Raw genomic sequence first — 17,179 nt, 5'->3', positions numbered from 1 at the left:
TACAGTTCAAAATATATGAAGTTATCACTTATGTCTAAACATATGCTTGCAAATATATCAAAAATATCAATATAATCACATTTTTATTTTTTATTTGGATATTAAAATACAAAAATATACATTTTTAGCTGACAGATTGTTAATTCTGTGTCTAACTTCAATTTGAATTGAACAAGACGAGCTCTTTTTTGCACATAATTCACCACCTCTTTTAACTGTACAAAGATAATATAATCGAAACAGAGGTGTTTCTATGTTTATTGAACCAATGCTACTCGCAACTGCCCCAGTACCGTTTTCCGATCCCCGAGATATCTTTGAACCAAAGATTGACGGACACAGGCTCCTGTTCTCTCAAAAGGCCGACCGGATCAGACTATACACCCGTCATGAAACGGAATGTACCCAGCAATACCCCGAGTTGCTTGCGCCGTTTGACCACGATATCCTCCTGGACGGCGAAGTGGCATGTACCGGTCCAGACGGTGTAGACTTTGAGGAAGTCATGACTCGTTTCAAGGCTAAGAAGGATCACCGCATCAAGGAACTGACCGCGACGTCACCCGTAACATATGTGGTGTTCGATATCCTGCAGTATAAAGGTCAGGACCTGAGGAAGCTACCGCTGATGCAGCGAAAAGAGATTCTTGCCGGCTTAAATATGCCGAATCAGCAATTCGGCGTCATTCCTTTCGTGGAAGGCGCGGGCGAGGCGTTGTTTGAACAGATGGTATCTCGTAAACTCGAAGGGATGGTTGGCAAACGGAAGAATAGTCTTTATGTAAGCCGTCGATCACCAGCCTGGCAGAAGGTTATCAATTGGTCGTATACTGATGTGATCATAACCGGGTATCGAAAAAACGAATTCGGATTACTTGCCGCGGTTCAGAATGAGTCGGGTGGTCTTCGGCCGGCTGGAATCGTTGAATACGCAACACAAGCAACCAGGAAAGAGTTCTATTCGAAGAGTCTATCTCTAGTAACAGGCGAGGACAAAAATTTCGTGCATTTGACGCCAGTTATCCGGGGGCGTGTGAAATTTAGAAACTGGTTCAAATCGGGGATGTTGCGGACGCCAGTATTAACGGAACTCATAGGATGAGACGAAATATAAAAAAAGAACCTCGCCAGCCTTAGCCAGCGAGGTTCTTTTTACCGATGCCATCGGTTTTGTAACTTAATCATAAACCAATTGGGACAATTTGTAAATCACTTCTTATTTTCCATTCGCATTATGACAATAGCCAATTCTTCACGTGCAATGGGTGAACCGGGGCGCGTTCCATCAAAGTATCCTAGCTTTGTCGCTGCTTCCCACGCAGATGCCGCCCAAGGGCTAACCACATTAATATCGCGGTTTGTGTTACTCACAGGTTTTTCCTCCTTTTTCTTGAGTCCGAGATATTTCGCGATCCCGGCGACATGTCCGGCAATCAAAGCGGCAATGACATCCTGACGCTTCAGCTTGGCTGCATCTGCAGCCACATCGATAAACAGATTTTCCGTAAGGACGGCCGGCATCTTAGATTCACGGCACATGTGCAGGTTCTCCGCTTTCTGGCCACGATCGATTACACCAAACGGCTTAAGGGCCGCCATAATCTCGGTATGCAGCACGTTCTGCAAGGACCGAGAAGCTGCTGAAGCATTGGTATACCTGAAAGACTCGAACCCGCCAGCGCCGCCACCGGCATTACAATGGACGGAGACAAGGATATCTGCCCCGGCTTTATTAGCTGCATTCGTCCTATCTTTGAGCTCATGAAATACATCCGTGCTACGTGTCAGATGAGCCTTTACGCCCTCATATTCGGATTCCAAGTGCTTCTTTACGCCCAAGGACACCGTAAGAACGATGTCCTTTTCCTGCAGCCCATTCCCGGCTGCTCCCGGATCCTTGCCGCCATGACCAGCATCAATCCATACCTTCTTCATTGCTTAGCCTCTCCCTTCTCGTTGAGCTGTTCTAGGAACTCTTTAATTTTTGGCGGAATGTACACGCCAAGTATCCCTAGATTCTCCATTACTGACAAACCTTCACGACCCGCGTAAAAATAGACGGCCAACGTGCGGAATACGGCCGAATCCCCGCCGACCCACCCGTCAATAAGCACGGCTAGGCCGACCACAAAAAGGATCGTAATCTTCCGGATCCCGCCCCAAAACATAACCTCGCTATTAACCGCCTTCGTCTTCACTGCTCCCAAAATGCCAGTGATGTAATCAGCAACCATAAGGACAACTAAGATCTGCAGAGGCTTATCCCAGCCGCCTAACAGTGTAGCAAGTAGCCCTAGCACCGCTACAACTCCGCCTGTCACTGCTTCCTTGCCTGATGCGCCAGCAGCAGCCGACAACACTGTATCCCCTAAATGCTTCAATTGGTTCAACATGTTAAATCCACCTCTCTTCACGAATTAAATAGCCCCCAGATCGGTTCTGAGGGCAAAATAAAAACGCCTATTCGGCGTTACTGGTTACATGATATCAACAGCGGCTAGCCATCGCTACTTAGGTAAGGGAAGGTCAACTTCTTTATAGCTCTTATGCTCATTCTCAATGCAGTCGGTTATGGTGTTACTATTATCTAGCTGTACCCAGAACTTCATTGGTTTCCCCCTATAATCGCAATGATTTTTTTGGTTTCTCCTTCATTTCCCTGTTCCTTTGAGTAACCTATCATAGCTGTATCAGATCTTGAATTTAAATCTACGATGTTCCTTAAATTAAATGCCTGCATCAATTTTTTATATACAGAAAAATAGTGTGAACGCTGTATCGCAACAGCTAAGTAAGTTCCATCAGAAGAAAAAGCAAAGTCATTTACTCTTGATGATGGTAGTGTAGCAAGGTTTGGAAGTTTTGTGAACGTATCTCCTGAACGCTTATAAATTGTAATGAAAGGTGTTTCATCAGATCCTACAATTAGATAATTACTATCTGGTGAAAATATAATACATTCTGGATAATCGGATGGTATTGAAACATGATCAGGAAGTTTTGTGAATGTATCTCCAGAGCGCTTATAAATTGTAAGCCCAGATGTATCATCGTAGTTAGTAACAGCTAAATATACATTATCGGGTGAAAAAGCAACGTCTCTTGCGGAGGGGGGCATTGAAGCAGGATTTGGAAGTTTTGTGAACGTATCTCCTGAACGCTTATAGATTATCAGTCTTGGATCAGAATAATTTGTAACAGCTAAGTATACTCCATCTGGAGAAAAGTCAGCACTATAAGTTTCATTATAGGGCATATATGATGGATAATTTAGCATTGTAAAGCTATCCCCAGAGCGTTTGTATATTTCTAAAAATGGCCATCCTCTACTGGTCATAACTAAGTATACGCCATCTGGAGAAAACCTTAATTCTATATATGAATTATCAGTAGAAAAAGATGATGCAATCTCCACCAATTTTGTAAACATATCTTCTGAACGTTTAAATATTGTGACAATATTCGAACCATAAGGGGAAGTAGCTAGATAAATCCCATCCTTTGAAAATTCAACATCCGATGCACCACCATCTGGTAAAGAAACAGGATCAGGAAGTTTTGTGAATGTATCTCTAGAGCGCTTATAAATTGTAACGCTAGGGTTCCCATAGTTTGCAACAGCTAAATATTTCCCATCCGATGCAAAACTAGCATTATATGCAGCACCTTTAGGTAGTGTATCGGGGTTTGGGAGTTTTGTGAATGTATCTCCTGACTTACGAACAACAATTGGACTATTTTTTTCGATGTTTTCGGCATATTCAACATTATACTCAACCTGTCCTTGTATAATCACCTCCTCACCGCTACTATCGACTAAAAAATCCGGTCCAATTTTGCGGAAAGAGTACGGTTTACCCGCTAATAAATCACCTGCAGCATAAACAGATCCATTCTTTTTTTTGAGCGGCGTTGCTCCCATACTATTGACATTAAGCGTTGGGCTATTAGCACAATCCACATGAGGCACGATAGTAATCCCGAATCCATCTGCCAGTACGGTAGGCATCGGGTCGAGTGTCACAATGTAAGATTCAGCTGTACCGGCCGTGGTAGCATATCCAGGATTCCTTACATAATCCGACTTCATTAATTCGTCTTGTTCCTTGGCGTACTCTTCTGCGGCCGCTTGTGCTGCGTCTGCCTTTCCTTGCGCTCCCGCTGGGGTTTCTGCAGCATTTGCCACTGCTAACGCTTGCGTCGCTTTTGTTTTAGCGTCGGTTGCATCGATCACCGCTTGGGCTAGTCCCGGGATCGGGTCGGAGCCGCCAATGTCATGTGTTACCCCGTGCTTACCTGGTGTGGATTCTCCATTTACAGTAAGGTGGATTGATTTATCCAAAGGGTTCGTTGTTACGTCAATCCCAACATCGCCAACGATAGTAAATTCATCAGATGTAGTTACGGCTTCCAGCCCGTTAACCCGAGCAAATGCGTTCTGGTTAGGTTCCCCTCCTTCTTTCAACTCGGTTAACTTGTCATGCTCCTGCTTGGTAAGGTGCGCAACCTTATCAGCTATGTGGTTATCGACTTCCTCTTGCAAGCTGCCGGGCGCCTTGCCATCCCATTCCTCTTTTTTAGCTTTTGTCACATGGATATCAGCATTATCGGTATGTGCCTTAAGATCCACCTGTGTGCTGCCTGGAGCTTTACCATCCCATTCAGCTTTCTTGGCTGCCGTTACATGAATATCGGCATTTTTGATGTGGGTGTCAGCCGTTCCCTTGTTGGTGTCCATGTCTTCCTGTACTTTGTCAAAGCCGATGTTAATGTTATTAAAGTCTTCACTGATCTTTTTAGTCCCGACCAGATTTGCGTATCGGTTCGCCATGCTGAGCTTCAGCTCCTTTCAATTGTACTAAACGCTGTTCGACTGCATCCTTTATCCCCTGCAAGATCGCTTCTTCCTGTCCTGGATGGTAGGGCATGACGGCCATGATCACCGCGCAGATCTCGGGCACTGGCTTGGTTGGATCAATCTCACAACGGACAACGGGCTGTATATGGGCCAACGAATTCACCTTCTTTCTTAAAGGAAAAACCTCCCTTTTTGTCGAAATGATCTTCATCACGACTGTAAGGAGGTTCTATATCATGAATATAGAAGAAATTGCGAACACCGTTAAAGCGGCTAAAGATGCAGGTGTCCCGGTAGATAAGTTTTTAGATAACTCATTTGATAAGCCGACATCTGAACTAGGTGAAGGATTAGCGAACTTATTTTGGTTAGTTTTTTCCCCTATTCATGCTGCTCGAGCTTCACTAGAACCAAGGATCCATCATTTCCGCAAGAATCTTGAAGAAAAACTTTCAAAAATCCCTTCGGAAAATCTCGTCGAACCGCCACTAAATATAGTTGGTCCTGCTCTGGAATCCGCTAAGTACTATATTGACGATGAGAATATCAGTGAAATGTTTGCAAAACTAATCTCTTCTTCTATGGATAGCAGGAATCAAAATAAAGCTCATCCCGCTTTTGTTGAAATCATTAAGCAATTATCGCCATTCGACGCTTCCAATTTAAAATTTTTGGTTGAAAACCAAAATGAGTTTGGCATTATAAATATTGATCTGTACACTAGGCATCCAGTAAGTAACGCAAGTGGATCTACCACGATTGGACTTAATATACTCCCTTTTCCTGGTCTGGATTTTACTAGCCAAAGAGACTATCTTTCATCTCAGGATAATTTGGAACGTCTTAAAATTATCGAGATTACTTTCGACAGACATTACCTAGAAGAAAATAAGTATGCCATTTTTGAAAACCATCCCTTCTGTCAGTTTATAAGAGATACTGCGAGTACTTCAGAAATGAGTGATGGCTCAGAAATAGTGGGAATCAGGGATAGGAGAGGTATTTGGGGCTTCACCTCTCTGGGAAGAAACTTCGCTACTTGTTGTCTTGGATAATAGCTAGTGCCTCAGCTTCAAGGGATTCTTTGTAGTCATCCAAAAGTCGCCCCAGTTCACTCGAAAACTTATCACTAATTAGTTGAACAGCCTGGCTCATGTGCTGCTTGGTAAGCTGCAACTCAGATTCAAGCTGTTCAATTTTCTTTTCCAGTCGTTTCGTCTCTCCCCTAATGATCTCCCGCATTCTTTGTTCGCTCATCTCTCCTCGCCCCTTTCATGAAATCAAAAAGGCCCCATCTGAATGATGAGACCCATTTGAAATGATATGTTATTTTTCAAGTGCTGCCAGCTCTGAGTTGACTTTAGCCAGTGCTGTGTTTTTTTCGTCTATCTGTTTATTGAGGCTATCAAGTGATTGCCTCAGCAATTCTTTGGGCAACCCTTCATCTAATAGCGCATATTGTTTTTCCTCGCGCCCCTTTGATTCCTCAAGCCCCTTAATTTCGGATTCCAAGTAAGATTTTTGATTCTGGAGAGAGGTTATTCTATGGTCATCTGTTCCCGCTCCATCCCCAGGGGTATGAGCATCTGGTGATTCATCAGTCGTGATTGTAATCACTTTTGCTTTATTGTCCACTTTCAGATCAGCTCCTATTGACTCGGAGATAGCCCGGACCGGCGCGTTCGTTCTGCCGCTAATCACGGCTCCTTTGTCCTGCAATTCCTTGCCATTGACAATCACCTTATATTCACCTGTCACTTTTTGACCTACAAGGCTTTTCACCTGAGCAATGACAGTATCACCAGACGCAACGACTACGGCCCCAATAACAAAACCACCTAATAAATATGCCCACTTCTTCATTTTTGTGAAAACCTCCGTTGGGATAATTATCCTCTAATAATACCTTACGGAGTCGAAGTTGGGAAGGTTCCGCCCCAATTTTGGTTCTCTTGTCGGCCGTGGTTATGAGTTGGTAACGTAACAGAATGCCTATGGCTGTTGAACGTACTTCGTAGAGAGCTAATTTGCGATTGTAGACTATCTAGTTGATACTGAAGCCCAGATATTGCGCCTATACCTAAATTCAGACCTGAAACAGAACCTCTAAACTCAACAGGTCCTTGAAGAGTTATGACCCCATTGTTAGCGCCAAGACGTAAACCACTATTCCCAATCACATGCAACTCATAATCAATGGCGTAGACTAGGCCCTGTGACTGCCCAGACGAGTTGTAATAAGTATGTCCTGAAATGTTTGCTGACGGATTGGTCCCAAGCGCTACCCGTCTTGAGCTGTAGGCGTCATAAAATACGAACCCGTCTGTATCCAGCTCTATGCGCTCCCCGTAGGAGGCTGTCCGGATGCGGCTACCTAAGATGTCAGCACCTTCGATATAGGTCCCGTAAATTCGTCCGCCTTCGATGATCGATGCCGAAATGGTCCCACTGAATTCTGCCCCTACGGCAACCATGTGACCGGCATTATTAACGGAGAAGGAGTTACCTATCTGGATACTGCCACCGATAAAGCTACCGCCCCAGATCGTGCCGCTAAACGTCCCGTCTACGCCCACAAGCGTTCCCGTAAACGTGCCTCCTGCTGCCGATAAATTGCCTGTGAAAACGCCGTCCACTGCTTCCAGGGTTCCGTTAAACTTAAACTTCCGACTTGGGACGTCGAACCATAAGGCTCGGCTGCCGTTAGCATAGAAGCTCAGTTCCTCGCCGTTTAGCACGCCTTTATATAAATGGTCCTCTCGTTCGACTATGATCCCTTCGGTCCGGGAGTGGGTGACCCCGAAGTAAGGCTTGCCGTAGCGGACGGTATTCTGGTTCAAACGGTTGACCTGCTGCGACAAGCTGCCCTCCAGGTTAAACTCACTGCGCTGCTCTGACATGCTCGGCGCTTCAATCTTATGCGTCAATCCGCCTTTAAAGCTGAACGTCTGCCGCAAGATATAAGAAGCATAACGCTGAATACCGTCCCATGGGATATCGGTATCCTGCCAAGCTGTATTCGTGTCTAGCCAGCTCCTGCCCTCGCGCTGTTCCAAGCCGATGACATCCCCCTGGTCAAATTGAGGAAAGCCCCTTGAATCCATCGTCAGCGGCAGGTAGGACAGCCCGTTTAAGGCCACAAGCAAATTGTTTACCTGCGCCTGGGTCATAAATGGGTTTTCGAGACATAGCGTATGGTTATCGTCTCCGGATCCAGCTTCATAGGTCAGGCCGTCCTCGGTGTTATACGTGACGACGATCCGGGTATAGGTCTTGACCGGGTTCGTCTGCTTAACTCTCACATAATCTGCTGTCGTCATGTTAAACACAGCAGGCGCTCCCGCTGCGAAACGCTTAAAGCGCATAATCCCATCCTTGCCTATGTATATGCTGGCACTGTTCGCACCGGCGATATAGGCCAGCACCTGTCTGCAGGAGTACCCCGCAGGCCCTGCCTGGATCTGATACGATGAGTTGATCACCACGCTGCTGTCATACTTAAAGCCAAGCCGGTTACATATCTCATCGAATACCGCTTTTTGCGTCGCGGGATATCGGAGCTGCGAAATATAGGCTACATCTGCCGTAATCAGTTTGTCGTAACAAGTGTACGTCCAAACGTCATTAACCTTCTCCCGGCTGTCCACGTAAAACTCACCTAAAGGTAACCACTCCGTACCCCCTGCCGTCCAAGGGATATGCATATCCTGCCAAGGATACTCTGCTTCCAGCCAGGTCATCCCCTCCAGGGACAAAGCCAAGTACGGTATAATCTGCGCATTCGACCTTATGGCATCGGGTAACCGCAGCTTTAATGTAAGTTTGCTCGGAATGGCCGTACCAACTTCGAATTCATCCCCGGCAGCCAGCAGGTTCTCGATGCTGAACTCCACAATGTTTCCGCTGGTATACTCCGTGCCGTCAATCAGGCATTTGACAAGATACTGCTTGTCATGCCGCTTTAAATGATCTGCAAAGATCGGTGATATCGGATACATAGCATCACTTCTCCGTCAGAGTGACCTTGAGGCCATTCCACATAATTTCATTACCCTTGGCGATAGCGAAGGGAGCAGGACGATTGCCGACATAAAAGGTCTTAGTCTCATATTTGCCGGTGATCGGATCCGGGTACGTAAACGAAAAGAATACATTTTCCATAGCCCTTAAAATCGCAGAAATATTGGACCAGGACAGCGGTCCCCAACTCATTTCGATCTGCCGTTTGACCGCGATTCGATCCCGGTTGAGGGTGCCGTCCGCTGTTCGGACCGTGCTTTCTCCGTCATCCAAGTCCATAGTCGTCACGGTAAACTGAGACGGGAACACCGCAATGGCCTGGCCGTTAATCGTTAATTGCATTCTGGTTATAACCCCCTATCTGACAAACAAAGGTCGCCCGGCTTGACGCTCGGCGCTACCAATTGCCCGGGCCGCAATTCGTCCGAACTCTGTTTCGCCAATCTTGAGCACCGCTTCCTGTCCCTTGTTGTTATCCTGTAACGCTGCAAGAATCATGGTCAGTACTTCGACCACGGCCTGATTGCTGGAGCCTAGCATCTCCTGCAGGGTGGACAGTGGGGAAATTACTTCCGGATCCGCTGCCGCTCCTTTATTATCTCCGACCATGGCAAGCGTAGGACCATAGGCCAGGCCGCCTTTTGCAAGTTTTGGGATCTCGGGGATACTAAAGCCCATGCTTTTGCCGCCAAGTCCAGGCACCCAGTCCGGTATGTCAATCTTGACCTTGCTAACTTGTCTGATCATCCAATTCAGGGCATCGATCACGGCATTAACCGCACCTTTAAAGATCGCGACGATCGCGTCCCCAATGCCCCTCATAAAGGTCTTGATTCCTTCCCAGGCTCGTTTCCAATCCCCCGTAAAGACGCCAGCGATAAATTCAACAATGCCGCCTAATGCTTTGATGATGCCTTTAGCCGCATCAATCACAGCACCTATTGCTGTTTCCAGAACATCCATGATGCCATCGAAAATTTCAGTGAATATCGGACCTAGTTTCTTCACGAGCCAATTCACGATAGGCATGATAAATTCATTGAAAATATCAAGTGCTGCTTGAGCCAGTTTTCCAACAAAGTCAAGCACTTCTCTGATCAAGTCTTTCAGATGGTTATCCCACAAGTCCGTCAAGAATTTAAGCGCTCTTTGAGTAATAGGCTTCAGGAAATTTTCCCATAGGTTATTCCACAGTTCCTTGAGTTTATCAAGGGCTTCCTTCAGACCGTTGATTAACTTCTTGCCCCATTTATCCCACCATTGATATATGAGGTCTAAAGCATCCTGAATAATCTTTGAGATTAGCTTCATGACTGGATCAATGACATCTTTCCAGATATCGTCGAAAATCTTTTTGACCAGGTCAAACAGCTTCTTGAAAATTTCCTGCGCACCCGTTAGAAATTCGGTGATCCTTGGCAATCCCTCTTTCACAAACTTTTCCAGGATCGGGAACGCCGCCTCCCAAATACTTGTGACGACATTCAGAACCGAATCAAGCAATCCAGCCAGCACGTGCCCCGCAAGCTCAATCCCCTGTTGCCACAAAGGAACAAGACCGGTTATGATCCAATTCTTAAGCGGTTCGCCCAGCGAGATGATATCCGTGAACATCTTTTGAAACTGCGCTTTCCAACGGTCCAGTACAGGGGAAATCTCACCCCAAGCTTTCTGGAAGGACGGCCCGAACGTAGCCACCAACCCGTCCCATCCGGATTTAACACCTTCCCAGGCCGTGGTAAAAGCAGATTTGACCTTGGCAGCCAGCTCATCCATTTTGGCCTGTATGCCGGCGATGTCCATATCCGGCATTTGCATTTTAAAACCATCCCCGCCACCCCCGCCGCTGCCGTCATCTACGCCCGCATCGTTTTTGGAAAAGTCCAAGGTGTTCAGCTCGTCAAAACTGGCAAGTGCACCCTTGGCCTCCTTGCCCGCCTTCTTGGCTTTCTTGCCATAGCCTTCCATAGCTTTACGCGCGGTCTCGATCCCTTTGGCTGCCTTATAGGACTGTTGATAGGTCTTACCAAACAGAGCAGAGATAAAGGCCGCGATATAGGCGGTCGCTTTGGCTAACCAGCTCATGAGGGCGTTGATCGCCGGTAGGATCGCCTCATAGATCGGCTGGAAGGCTACCCGGAGATTAGTTCGGATCGCATTGAGCGACGCGGCAAATTGATCATTTGTTTTTAAGGCTCCGAACAGGTAATCGTTAAAACTCCGAACAGCCTTATACAGCACCGCAAAGACAAATACTTGCTTTAGTATCCGACCCATAGAGCGCGTAAACGCATTGCCCATATTGTTCGCCCCGCGCCCGGCTGAGTTAAAAGAAGTTCCTGCCCCCGCTGCCGCTTTGGAGGCACGATCCAAATTCCCCTTAGCGGCTTGGATCGGCTTATTAGCCTGGATCATGTTCTTACCGAGCTGCTTGGTTGGCGTGACTGCCGCTTGTACCGACTGAGCGGTTGTCTGCGCAGCCTGCCCGGTGTGCTCCATCGTTGTACCCAGGTCCGTCATCGGCTTGGCCGCTGCTGCAGCTGCCTTCTCGGCTTCCTTTAAGCTATCTTCAATCTTCCAGATTTGCTGGGCCGTCTTGTCACTGGACGCCGTAAGACGGAGCAGTGCCCCCTCTGCATTCACAATCTTTTCCTGTATCTTGTTTTTGCGAGCGTCGTTAAAAGTGTTCTCATATGCCTCTCTAAGGTCGGCCAGCTTGCGCTCCTGGATCTCGATCTTGGCATTGGTGTTATCTAGGACGGCATTCAGCTTTTCTATCTCAGCCTTGGCTGCCTCCACATCCACTTCAGGAGCTTTTACCTTGGCTGCCGCTTTAGGAGCTTTCACCGCAGGCGTAGCAGCTGCTGTGGCTGCTTGCTGGGGTACGGGATCCGTTGGGGTAAACAAGGGCAACTTCATATTGCCAAGCTTTCCTTGGATTCCGTCGATAGCTGATTCAGCAGCGGCTGTGCTGCTCTTGATCGAATCTTTCATAGCCTGATCTGCGGTGCCGACCATCTTCAACAGCCGACCTTCGACAGCGGATACGGAATCCTCCATACCCGAGACGATCCCCTTCATGGCGGTCTCTGTTGTTGTCTTCAGCGTCTGGGAGATGTTCGAAGCGAACCCCTTAAGACTAAATCCTCCGAATGTGGATTGAAGCGACTTGGTCAATTGCTGCCCGATCGTGCCTGCGGCCATGGTAATCTGCTTGCTTAGATCTGTACCGCCGACAAGCTCCAGCCCTAGACTTACCTTGCCGACTTCGTCTGACATCTGTTCACCCCCTTGCCAGACAACGCAAAAAGGCATCTTCCTATTGTGGAGATGCCCCGAATGCTTGCTTAATCATGTTTTGGAACTGCTGGACAGCTTGAGCTGCTTCGGCATCCGTCCACTGAGCCGTTTTCAAACTACGTGTACGCCACTCGTTCCGGATCCGTTTTTGCTCTGACGTGAAGTTCTTCAGACGCTCTTTATCGTTCTCGCTCCTTATGGAAACAATCTGTCCGAGCGGTGTCTCCGGCATAATCCCGGCCAGCAGCGTGCAAAACTCATCCCAAGTCATGTCTGGCTCGGCCCGCAGCCGGATGCCGTACTGCGCGGCGATAGAGGATTCGATTAGTCCCCAATCCTCGTACAAGTCATACCACTGTTCCGGCCTATTACTTGGCTGCGAGAAATCGGGCTTCTACGGCTTCGTAGTCCTCACCAAGAGCCCCCGCTAATACGGCCACGAAGATAATCTGATAATCCGCAAAGGAGATATCCGATTCATTAATTTCCTTAACAGCCGATTTGCCCAGAGCCATCTCCAGCACTTCGTCAAGATACTCAGAGCCTTCTGCCCCTTTATCGATTTTTGCCTGGATCGCAAGCACGGTATTTTTCCGGTTGTCGATCTCATATTCTTTGCCTTCACCTAGCTTGAGCTTCGGGCGTTCGTTCGTTAACTTGGACGTAATATCAATTATTTTTGCCACTTTGATTCATCCTCTCAAATGAAGTAGACGAACCTGAAAAGGTCCGTCCTTATTTTAGATTGCTGTATACTTTGGTTTACCGTCTGACATCAATTCGCATTCCAGTGCAGAGACCGCTGTGCTGTCGCCACCGTTCGGAGCGCTGACGTTCACAATGCAATCAAACTCCAATTTGGAGCCGTCCGGGAAATCGATTTCCGCTTTACTGGAGCAGTCCAGACCAGACTTCCAGGCTGTGTCGGCCACATAATCATTCCCCGGATCGCCGACATGGCGCTTACCGTTTAGGGTAATGCTGAACCCTTTCCCGGTCATCAGACGCCGCACCCAACCTTCTGTATCCATTGAGGTCCATTCTTCTACGTTACCGTCGATGGCAATCTGAAAGGTTTCCATATCCTTGATAATCGCCATTTCTGACGCCGTGCTTGCTCGGCCTGCTGTCCCGATTTTAAAACCGATATTAAAAACGGGAAATACACCGCTACTCACTATCGCCATTCCTCTAACCTACCTTTCATGATAAATGTGTGTTTCAATGACGTACTCATATATACCTTCATCGTCGGTACCGACGTTCACCGGCTGCGATGTGACCATGCGAAATTGAATAACCCTCTTGCCGCTGATCTCAGCCGAATGACCATAAAGGGCTTCGTAAACCTCTAATGCCTTACGCTCTGCCACATCGGCATTGCGTCCCCAATGGACCAGGATGGACACCGCCTTGACCTGGAATCCGGTTGCATTAGGACCCCCTACGGCCATTCGAACCGGGGCACCGGTCGTGTTGTACAAGCCGATGCACTGTTCCTTTTTGCCATCGATCTTGCCGATATACCACTGCGGGCAATCGATCCATGTTTTGAGCCAGTTCCGTATCTCGGACAGTGTCATTTAATCATCCCCTTGGACATCTGTTTCAGCAGTGTGACAAAGGTTTTCCGGACAAAGGCCTGCTTCTCACCCGACTTGTAAGCTTCCATCCATTTGCCTTGCGCATTGGCGTTCTTGTCAGTCCGAAAATCAAACTCAGGATGCCAATACAAACGCCGGGCATACGGGGTATCGTAGACAATCTTGATCTTACCCTGGCTCAGACCGGAGGTATCAACAAAGCCGCTACGCTCCAGTTCCCCCGTTTGCTTTGGCACGACGGCGGACGTAACGATATCCGTTTTGACTGCCTCGCCCGTCATCTCAAACGCCTGTAACGCGTTCTTCTCCAAATTCTTCAAGGCATCTGTTTTCAGGATGACTTTAGCAGTTAGCTTCATAATCAGCTCAGCTCCAATTCGGTACTGAATATGGATCCATCTGGATTACGTGGCCGTTTGGCCCGGTAGATGTTTTTGCGCTCATCGCCGACCCGGACAAAGCCTTGAATGGCCTTACCGGGGTTGATGTCGCCCTCAATGATGATCAGACCGGAGAGAAGCACCAGCTGCCGATCAGCGTTTAGGACTTGGCGGCTCTTCTCATCATAGAAACACTTGTTGTCATAAATCAGATCCTCAACCGGCTCCCCGTCCTCCGACAACTCCGTCTGATAGACCTTGATGGGCGTGACCTGATTCCAGCTCGGAAACGGGAATTTCATCAGCATAACCCCCTATTAGCCAATCCAGTGGGCATAAGCAAGTCAATCACGGCATCCGTAGTTTGTACCCCTCCGGCTCCAGTAGTAGCTTTAAACGTCATGCTGGTGCTTCCTGCACTGTAACCCGATAACGGCATGGTCAGGTAGTCACCATATTTGAATACAAAATCCGCCTGCTGACAGACAGCCTTAATCACGTTGGTACGCTGAAAAGGCGTGAGATTATCAAACCCCCACGCCACAATGCGGTTATTGGTTAGCCGGTCGATCTGATCGGATGCCCGGTCCAGTGCTTTCTCCGATTGCTCGGAAGGGATCAGGCCCTCACCGTACCGATCGTAATCGGCTGCCGTTGCGTAAGGCATACCGATCACTTACCTTTCTTGGTCGGCTTTTGAGGTTCCGTTTCAGGAGCCTCAGGTTCTTGCGGCAGGTCGTCAGCTGGTTTTTCTAGCTCTTGGGGCACTTGTTCAGCCTCAGGTTCTGAATGTTCCACCGTATAACCTTTGCTTTCAAACCAAGCGAGCAAATGCGGGTCGTCCGTTTCGCCTACGCCATTTATAAACATGACGTTGGCCGACAGCCCGGTGTATTGCTTGTTTGGTGCATATACTTTTGTCATACTCGTTTCCTCCCATTACGGATTGGTATTGTCGTCAACCGGTTCAGGATAGCCCGGCTCGAGCTTATCCTGCGTCACTGTTCCTTGGCGCTGAGTATCACGTTGTACCTCAAATCCGTCTGCGGTTGGTTCCAGCTTATCCTGTGTCGGCCCACCTTGACGTAGGCCGACATAGTAACCATTGACATAACCATTAGGCAAGTCGTCTTTGTACTTCATATATGCCCCTCCTTATTGAACTTTGATCTTACGCATAGCTCCGGCTGCTTTGGTGGCTTTCAGCGCTACTGCAGAAACCATTTCCACTTCACCCGTCTTTACTGCACCGCTTGTTGTATAGTCAGGTAACCATGTGCGTACAGGCGGTTGACCAGCCATACTTACGCCGTGAAAGCCATCAAGAGCAAGACGGGCCACATACAAGCTAGTTTCACCATCCGCATTAGTTGATACGACCGGATCGTTAGTACCGGATTTAGCGCCCAAATCTTCAAGAGGAATGCCATTATATGCTTCTATTTGACGACCAAAGTCATCTTTAGTGGTCGTATAAGTACCTGCACGACGGGCACAAGCTCTAATCTTAGCAATAAGCTTAAGATTACCCATAATTACAGATGGTACGCCGTCCAAGCCCATCAAGAATTCATCCAAATCATCTAAGAATACCTTGTAGTTAGCATCCACCGCCGCAGATGTAGACAGGTCAATTACCGAACCAGGTACATATTCCGTGCTGGAACCGGTCAAGGCTTTGTCCAAACCGTCAAATGCCAAAGCATCAACAGCGGAATCACCATTGATAACCGTATCGTTGAACAATGCCTGTGCCGCTTTAACCTTTTGCTCCAGTTGCAATTGCACTTCGGATACGATGCCATCCATCCCCGCAATGATACGGTCAATTTGGAATGTGCCGCCGAATACCTTCAGATCAACGGTATGCCGCTGCTTCTTAACTTCCTGTGCCGTATACTCGCTGTTGACGGCCCGGAATGCAGCGGTAGGCTGCGTAATTAGCCGGGTGTATCCGTAGGTCAGCGTCGCGCCACCGCCCGTCGGGGATACAACATCATCAAAAGTCAGATTCTGTAACAAGAAGTTGTTCTTACGAAACTCATCAATAACTCCTGCTACGATGTGATCTTGTACATTTTTCTTTGCTTCACTCAATGTTACTGCCATAAGGTATTACCTCCTAATTATGATTTTGCCTGAAAGTGCGCTGCTAGGGCGTCTTTCAGTGATACTTCATTTCCCGGTGGAGTTGGATTACCGCCGCCACCTACCCGGAATCCCGGTGGTGTTTGCTGTTGTTGGCTGTCATCCTTGAATAAATACGTGTCGGAGGCTTTCAGAGCCGCGAGCTGTTCCTCTAGCCCCACAACCTTTCCCTCATCCCCGATGACCAGCTTCTCTTTATTGATCAGCCCGGTTACGACCTTTTCGTTGTGAACCTTACCGTTGAGCGCAGCCGAAATAGCGTTGCTGAGCTTCAGCTCCTGCAAATCAGACTCGTATTTCTCCTTGGCTGTTTTGTTCTCAGCCTGCAGGGTCTCTATCTGCTTTTTCAGCTCCTCTGATAAGCCGGCTGTTTTACCAAACTCCGCAATTTGGGTGTCCCTATCGGAGACATCCTTCTCAGCTTTCTTCTTGATCTCGTTTAGCTCGTCGAAGCGAGCCTTTGGAATGAAGCCTTTCAACTCTTCAGCAGATGCTGCAGCCGCTTTCGTGGCCTGCTCCTCCGTCAACCCTAATGCGATAAATTCCTCTTTCGTCATATATGGTCCATCCTTTCATCTTCACTTTTTATCCCGGTCGTGTCCGGTGATGTCTTGTTCTTTAACGTCTGCAATACCAAAAAGACGGCAAAACAAAAGCACCCTCGCTACAATGCGGGAGTGCTCAGTCAATCACTTCTATACTTTTAATATCGGGTTCGTCAATCATTTCAATATGCGAACCCTGGTCAAGACCGATGGAATCATAATCCCGATCCTCCATGATACCTACATCGTAGGAGATCGCGACACCCTCAACGGTCTCACCCTCTTTGGTTACGATGCGTAACCGCTTATGCATGTATGACGTTA

Annotated in this window: 23 protein-coding genes; 2 read left to right on the top strand and 21 right to left on the bottom strand. The window is 47.7% G+C overall.

Going from position 1 to position 17,179, the window contains the following annotated elements; translation table 11 throughout:
* The first annotated feature begins 253 nt into the window (after positions 1-253).
* Positions 254-1,102 (top strand): ATP-dependent DNA ligase, encoded by an 849-nt coding sequence (locus MHH48_RS14950; protein WP_076326445.1) that lies wholly within the window; start codon positions 254-256, stop codon positions 1,100-1,102.
* Between the two features lie 107 nt (positions 1,103-1,209).
* Here the strand turns inward: MHH48_RS14950 and MHH48_RS14945 are convergent, their stop codons facing one another.
* The 4 genes from MHH48_RS14945 to MHH48_RS14930 all read right to left on the bottom strand — a co-directional run bounded on the left by MHH48_RS14945 (position 1,210) and on the right by MHH48_RS14930 (position 5,012).
* Positions 1,210-1,935 (bottom strand): N-acetylmuramoyl-L-alanine amidase, encoded by a 726-nt coding sequence (locus tag MHH48_RS14945; protein ID WP_076326444.1) that lies wholly within the window; start codon positions 1,933-1,935, stop codon positions 1,210-1,212.
* Positions 1,932-2,393, bottom strand: coding sequence for a phage holin family protein (locus MHH48_RS14940; RefSeq protein WP_083659857.1), 462 nt, complete (start codon positions 2,391-2,393; stop codon positions 1,932-1,934). Before MHH48_RS14940 ends, MHH48_RS14945 begins: the two co-directional genes overlap by 4 nt.
* A 212-nt stretch (positions 2,394-2,605) precedes the next feature.
* Complete coding sequence (locus MHH48_RS14935) at positions 2,606-4,831, bottom strand: WD40 repeat domain-containing protein (RefSeq protein WP_076326443.1); 2,226 nt, start codon at positions 4,829-4,831, stop codon at positions 2,606-2,608.
* Entirely contained in the window at positions 4,797-5,012 is a 216-nt protein-coding gene (locus MHH48_RS14930) for a hypothetical protein (RefSeq protein ID WP_076326442.1), read from the bottom strand. The genes MHH48_RS14935 and MHH48_RS14930 overlap by 35 nt, the downstream gene beginning before the upstream one ends.
* An 82-nt stretch (positions 5,013-5,094) precedes the next feature.
* On the opposite strand from MHH48_RS14930, the gene MHH48_RS14925 reads away from it, so the two are divergent.
* Positions 5,095-5,913, top strand: coding sequence for a DUF4393 domain-containing protein (locus MHH48_RS14925; protein WP_076326441.1), 819 nt, complete (start codon positions 5,095-5,097; stop codon positions 5,911-5,913).
* Here MHH48_RS14925 and MHH48_RS14920 read toward each other — a convergent pair.
* From MHH48_RS14920 to MHH48_RS14840, 17 genes are all read right to left on the bottom strand, one after another.
* A complete protein-coding gene (locus MHH48_RS14920) occupies positions 5,894-6,115 on the bottom strand; it encodes a hypothetical protein (RefSeq protein ID WP_076326440.1) in 222 nt (73 codons plus the stop codon). The two genes, MHH48_RS14925 and MHH48_RS14920, sit on opposite strands and share 20 nt — an antisense overlap.
* 69 nt (positions 6,116-6,184) lie before the next feature.
* Positions 6,185-6,721, bottom strand: coding sequence for a stalk domain-containing protein (locus MHH48_RS14915; protein ID WP_076326439.1), 537 nt, complete (start codon positions 6,719-6,721; stop codon positions 6,185-6,187).
* A gap of 44 nt (positions 6,722-6,765) precedes the next feature.
* Positions 6,766-8,856 (bottom strand): hypothetical protein, encoded by a 2,091-nt coding sequence (locus MHH48_RS14910; RefSeq protein WP_076326438.1) that lies wholly within the window; start codon positions 8,854-8,856, stop codon positions 6,766-6,768.
* Between the two features lie 4 nt (positions 8,857-8,860).
* The gene (locus MHH48_RS14905; protein WP_076326437.1) at positions 8,861-9,220 is read right to left on the bottom strand and encodes a DUF6711 family protein; all 360 of its coding nucleotides are present in this window, start codon (positions 9,218-9,220) and stop codon (positions 8,861-8,863) included.
* A gap of 15 nt (positions 9,221-9,235) precedes the next feature.
* Complete coding sequence (locus MHH48_RS14900) at positions 9,236-12,157, bottom strand: hypothetical protein (protein WP_076326436.1); 2,922 nt, start codon at positions 12,155-12,157, stop codon at positions 9,236-9,238.
* Between the two features lie 40 nt (positions 12,158-12,197).
* Positions 12,198-12,524, bottom strand: coding sequence for a Gp15 family bacteriophage protein (locus tag MHH48_RS14895; protein ID WP_076326435.1), 327 nt, complete (start codon positions 12,522-12,524; stop codon positions 12,198-12,200).
* A gap of 22 nt (positions 12,525-12,546) precedes the next feature.
* The gene (locus MHH48_RS14890; RefSeq protein WP_076326434.1) at positions 12,547-12,864 is read right to left on the bottom strand and encodes a hypothetical protein; all 318 of its coding nucleotides are present in this window, start codon (positions 12,862-12,864) and stop codon (positions 12,547-12,549) included.
* 54 nt (positions 12,865-12,918) lie between these two features.
* Positions 12,919-13,365: a hypothetical protein gene (locus tag MHH48_RS14885; RefSeq protein WP_076326433.1), complete on the bottom strand. Its 447-nt coding sequence runs from the start codon at positions 13,363-13,365 to the stop codon at positions 12,919-12,921.
* 9 nt (positions 13,366-13,374) lie between these two features.
* The gene (locus MHH48_RS14880; RefSeq protein ID WP_076326432.1) at positions 13,375-13,761 is read right to left on the bottom strand and encodes a minor capsid protein; all 387 of its coding nucleotides are present in this window, start codon (positions 13,759-13,761) and stop codon (positions 13,375-13,377) included.
* Complete coding sequence (locus MHH48_RS14875) at positions 13,758-14,141, bottom strand: hypothetical protein (protein WP_076326431.1); 384 nt, start codon at positions 14,139-14,141, stop codon at positions 13,758-13,760. Before MHH48_RS14875 ends, MHH48_RS14880 begins: the two co-directional genes overlap by 4 nt.
* Positions 14,142-14,143: 2 nt before the next feature.
* The gene (locus tag MHH48_RS14870) at positions 14,144-14,464 is read right to left on the bottom strand and encodes a hypothetical protein (RefSeq protein ID WP_218641295.1); all 321 of its coding nucleotides are present in this window, start codon (positions 14,462-14,464) and stop codon (positions 14,144-14,146) included.
* Positions 14,464-14,829, bottom strand: coding sequence for a hypothetical protein (locus MHH48_RS14865; protein ID WP_076326454.1), 366 nt, complete (start codon positions 14,827-14,829; stop codon positions 14,464-14,466). The genes MHH48_RS14870 and MHH48_RS14865 overlap by 1 nt, the downstream gene beginning before the upstream one ends.
* Before the next feature lie 5 nt (positions 14,830-14,834).
* Positions 14,835-15,086 (bottom strand): hypothetical protein, encoded by a 252-nt coding sequence (locus tag MHH48_RS14860; RefSeq protein ID WP_076326429.1) that lies wholly within the window; start codon positions 15,084-15,086, stop codon positions 14,835-14,837.
* A gap of 15 nt (positions 15,087-15,101) precedes the next feature.
* Positions 15,102-15,305: a hypothetical protein gene (locus tag MHH48_RS14855; RefSeq protein ID WP_076326428.1), complete on the bottom strand. Its 204-nt coding sequence runs from the start codon at positions 15,303-15,305 to the stop codon at positions 15,102-15,104.
* A gap of 12 nt (positions 15,306-15,317) precedes the next feature.
* Positions 15,318-16,271 carry a major capsid protein gene (locus MHH48_RS14850; RefSeq protein WP_076326427.1) on the bottom strand — a complete coding sequence of 318 codons (954 nt, stop codon included), beginning with the start codon at positions 16,269-16,271 and terminating at the stop codon, positions 15,318-15,320.
* Positions 16,272-16,288: 17 nt separating this feature from the next.
* The gene (locus tag MHH48_RS14845) at positions 16,289-16,867 is read right to left on the bottom strand and encodes a phage scaffolding protein (RefSeq protein WP_076326426.1); all 579 of its coding nucleotides are present in this window, start codon (positions 16,865-16,867) and stop codon (positions 16,289-16,291) included.
* A 124-nt stretch (positions 16,868-16,991) separates the two neighbouring features.
* Positions 16,992-17,168: a hypothetical protein gene (locus MHH48_RS14840; RefSeq protein ID WP_179090749.1), complete on the bottom strand. Its 177-nt coding sequence runs from the start codon at positions 17,166-17,168 to the stop codon at positions 16,992-16,994.
* Positions 17,169-17,179: the final 11 nt, after the last annotated feature.

The organism is Paenibacillus sp. FSL F4-0100, assembly GCF_037993005.1.
In the GTDB taxonomy this organism is placed as follows: Bacteria; Bacillota; Bacilli; order Paenibacillales; family Paenibacillaceae; genus Paenibacillus_AQ.
Note: the sequence above shows the minus strand (reverse complement) of the source record. Positions and strands in the feature narration are given on the sequence as shown.

Bases quoted from the DNA above. Each gene is read 5' to 3' on its own strand.
- MHH48_RS14950 (WP_076326445.1), top strand. From the start codon at position 254: ATGTTTATTGAACCAATGCTACTCGCAACTGCCCCAGTACCGTTTTCC.
- MHH48_RS14945 (WP_076326444.1), bottom strand. From the start codon at position 1,935: ATGAAGAAGGTATGGATTGATGCTGGTCATGGCGGCAAGGATCCGGGA.
- MHH48_RS14940 (WP_083659857.1), bottom strand. From the start codon at position 2,393: ATGTTGAACCAATTGAAGCATTTAGGGGATACAGTGTTGTCGGCTGCT.
- MHH48_RS14935 (WP_076326443.1), bottom strand. From the start codon at position 4,831: ATGGCGAACCGATACGCAAATCTGGTCGGGACTAAAAAGATCAGTGAA.
- MHH48_RS14925 (WP_076326441.1), top strand. From the start codon at position 5,095: ATGAATATAGAAGAAATTGCGAACACCGTTAAAGCGGCTAAAGATGCA.
- MHH48_RS14920 (WP_076326440.1), bottom strand. From the start codon at position 6,115: ATGAGCGAACAAAGAATGCGGGAGATCATTAGGGGAGAGACGAAACGA.
- MHH48_RS14915 (WP_076326439.1), bottom strand. From the start codon at position 6,721: ATGAAGAAGTGGGCATATTTATTAGGTGGTTTTGTTATTGGGGCCGTA.
- MHH48_RS14910 (WP_076326438.1), bottom strand. From the start codon at position 8,856: ATGTATCCGATATCACCGATCTTTGCAGATCATTTAAAGCGGCATGAC.
- MHH48_RS14905 (WP_076326437.1), bottom strand. From the start codon at position 9,220: ATGCAATTAACGATTAACGGCCAGGCCATTGCGGTGTTCCCGTCTCAG.
- MHH48_RS14900 (WP_076326436.1), bottom strand. From the start codon at position 12,157: ATGTCAGACGAAGTCGGCAAGGTAAGTCTAGGGCTGGAGCTTGTCGGC.
- MHH48_RS14885 (WP_076326433.1), bottom strand. From the start codon at position 13,365: ATGGCGATAGTGAGTAGCGGTGTATTTCCCGTTTTTAATATCGGTTTT.
- MHH48_RS14880 (WP_076326432.1), bottom strand. From the start codon at position 13,761: ATGACACTGTCCGAGATACGGAACTGGCTCAAAACATGGATCGATTGC.
- MHH48_RS14875 (WP_076326431.1), bottom strand. From the start codon at position 14,141: ATGAAGCTAACTGCTAAAGTCATCCTGAAAACAGATGCCTTGAAGAAT.
- MHH48_RS14870 (WP_218641295.1), bottom strand. From the start codon at position 14,464: ATGAAATTCCCGTTTCCGAGCTGGAATCAGGTCACGCCCATCAAGGTC.
- MHH48_RS14865 (WP_076326454.1), bottom strand. From the start codon at position 14,829: ATGCCTTACGCAACGGCAGCCGATTACGATCGGTACGGTGAGGGCCTG.
- MHH48_RS14860 (WP_076326429.1), bottom strand. From the start codon at position 15,086: ATGACAAAAGTATATGCACCAAACAAGCAATACACCGGGCTGTCGGCC.
- MHH48_RS14855 (WP_076326428.1), bottom strand. From the start codon at position 15,305: ATGAAGTACAAAGACGACTTGCCTAATGGTTATGTCAATGGTTACTAT.
- MHH48_RS14850 (WP_076326427.1), bottom strand. From the start codon at position 16,271: ATGGCAGTAACATTGAGTGAAGCAAAGAAAAATGTACAAGATCACATC.
- MHH48_RS14845 (WP_076326426.1), bottom strand. From the start codon at position 16,867: ATGACGAAAGAGGAATTTATCGCATTAGGGTTGACGGAGGAGCAGGCC.
- MHH48_RS14840 (WP_179090749.1), bottom strand. From the start codon at position 17,168: ATGCATAAGCGGTTACGCATCGTAACCAAAGAGGGTGAGACCGTTGAG.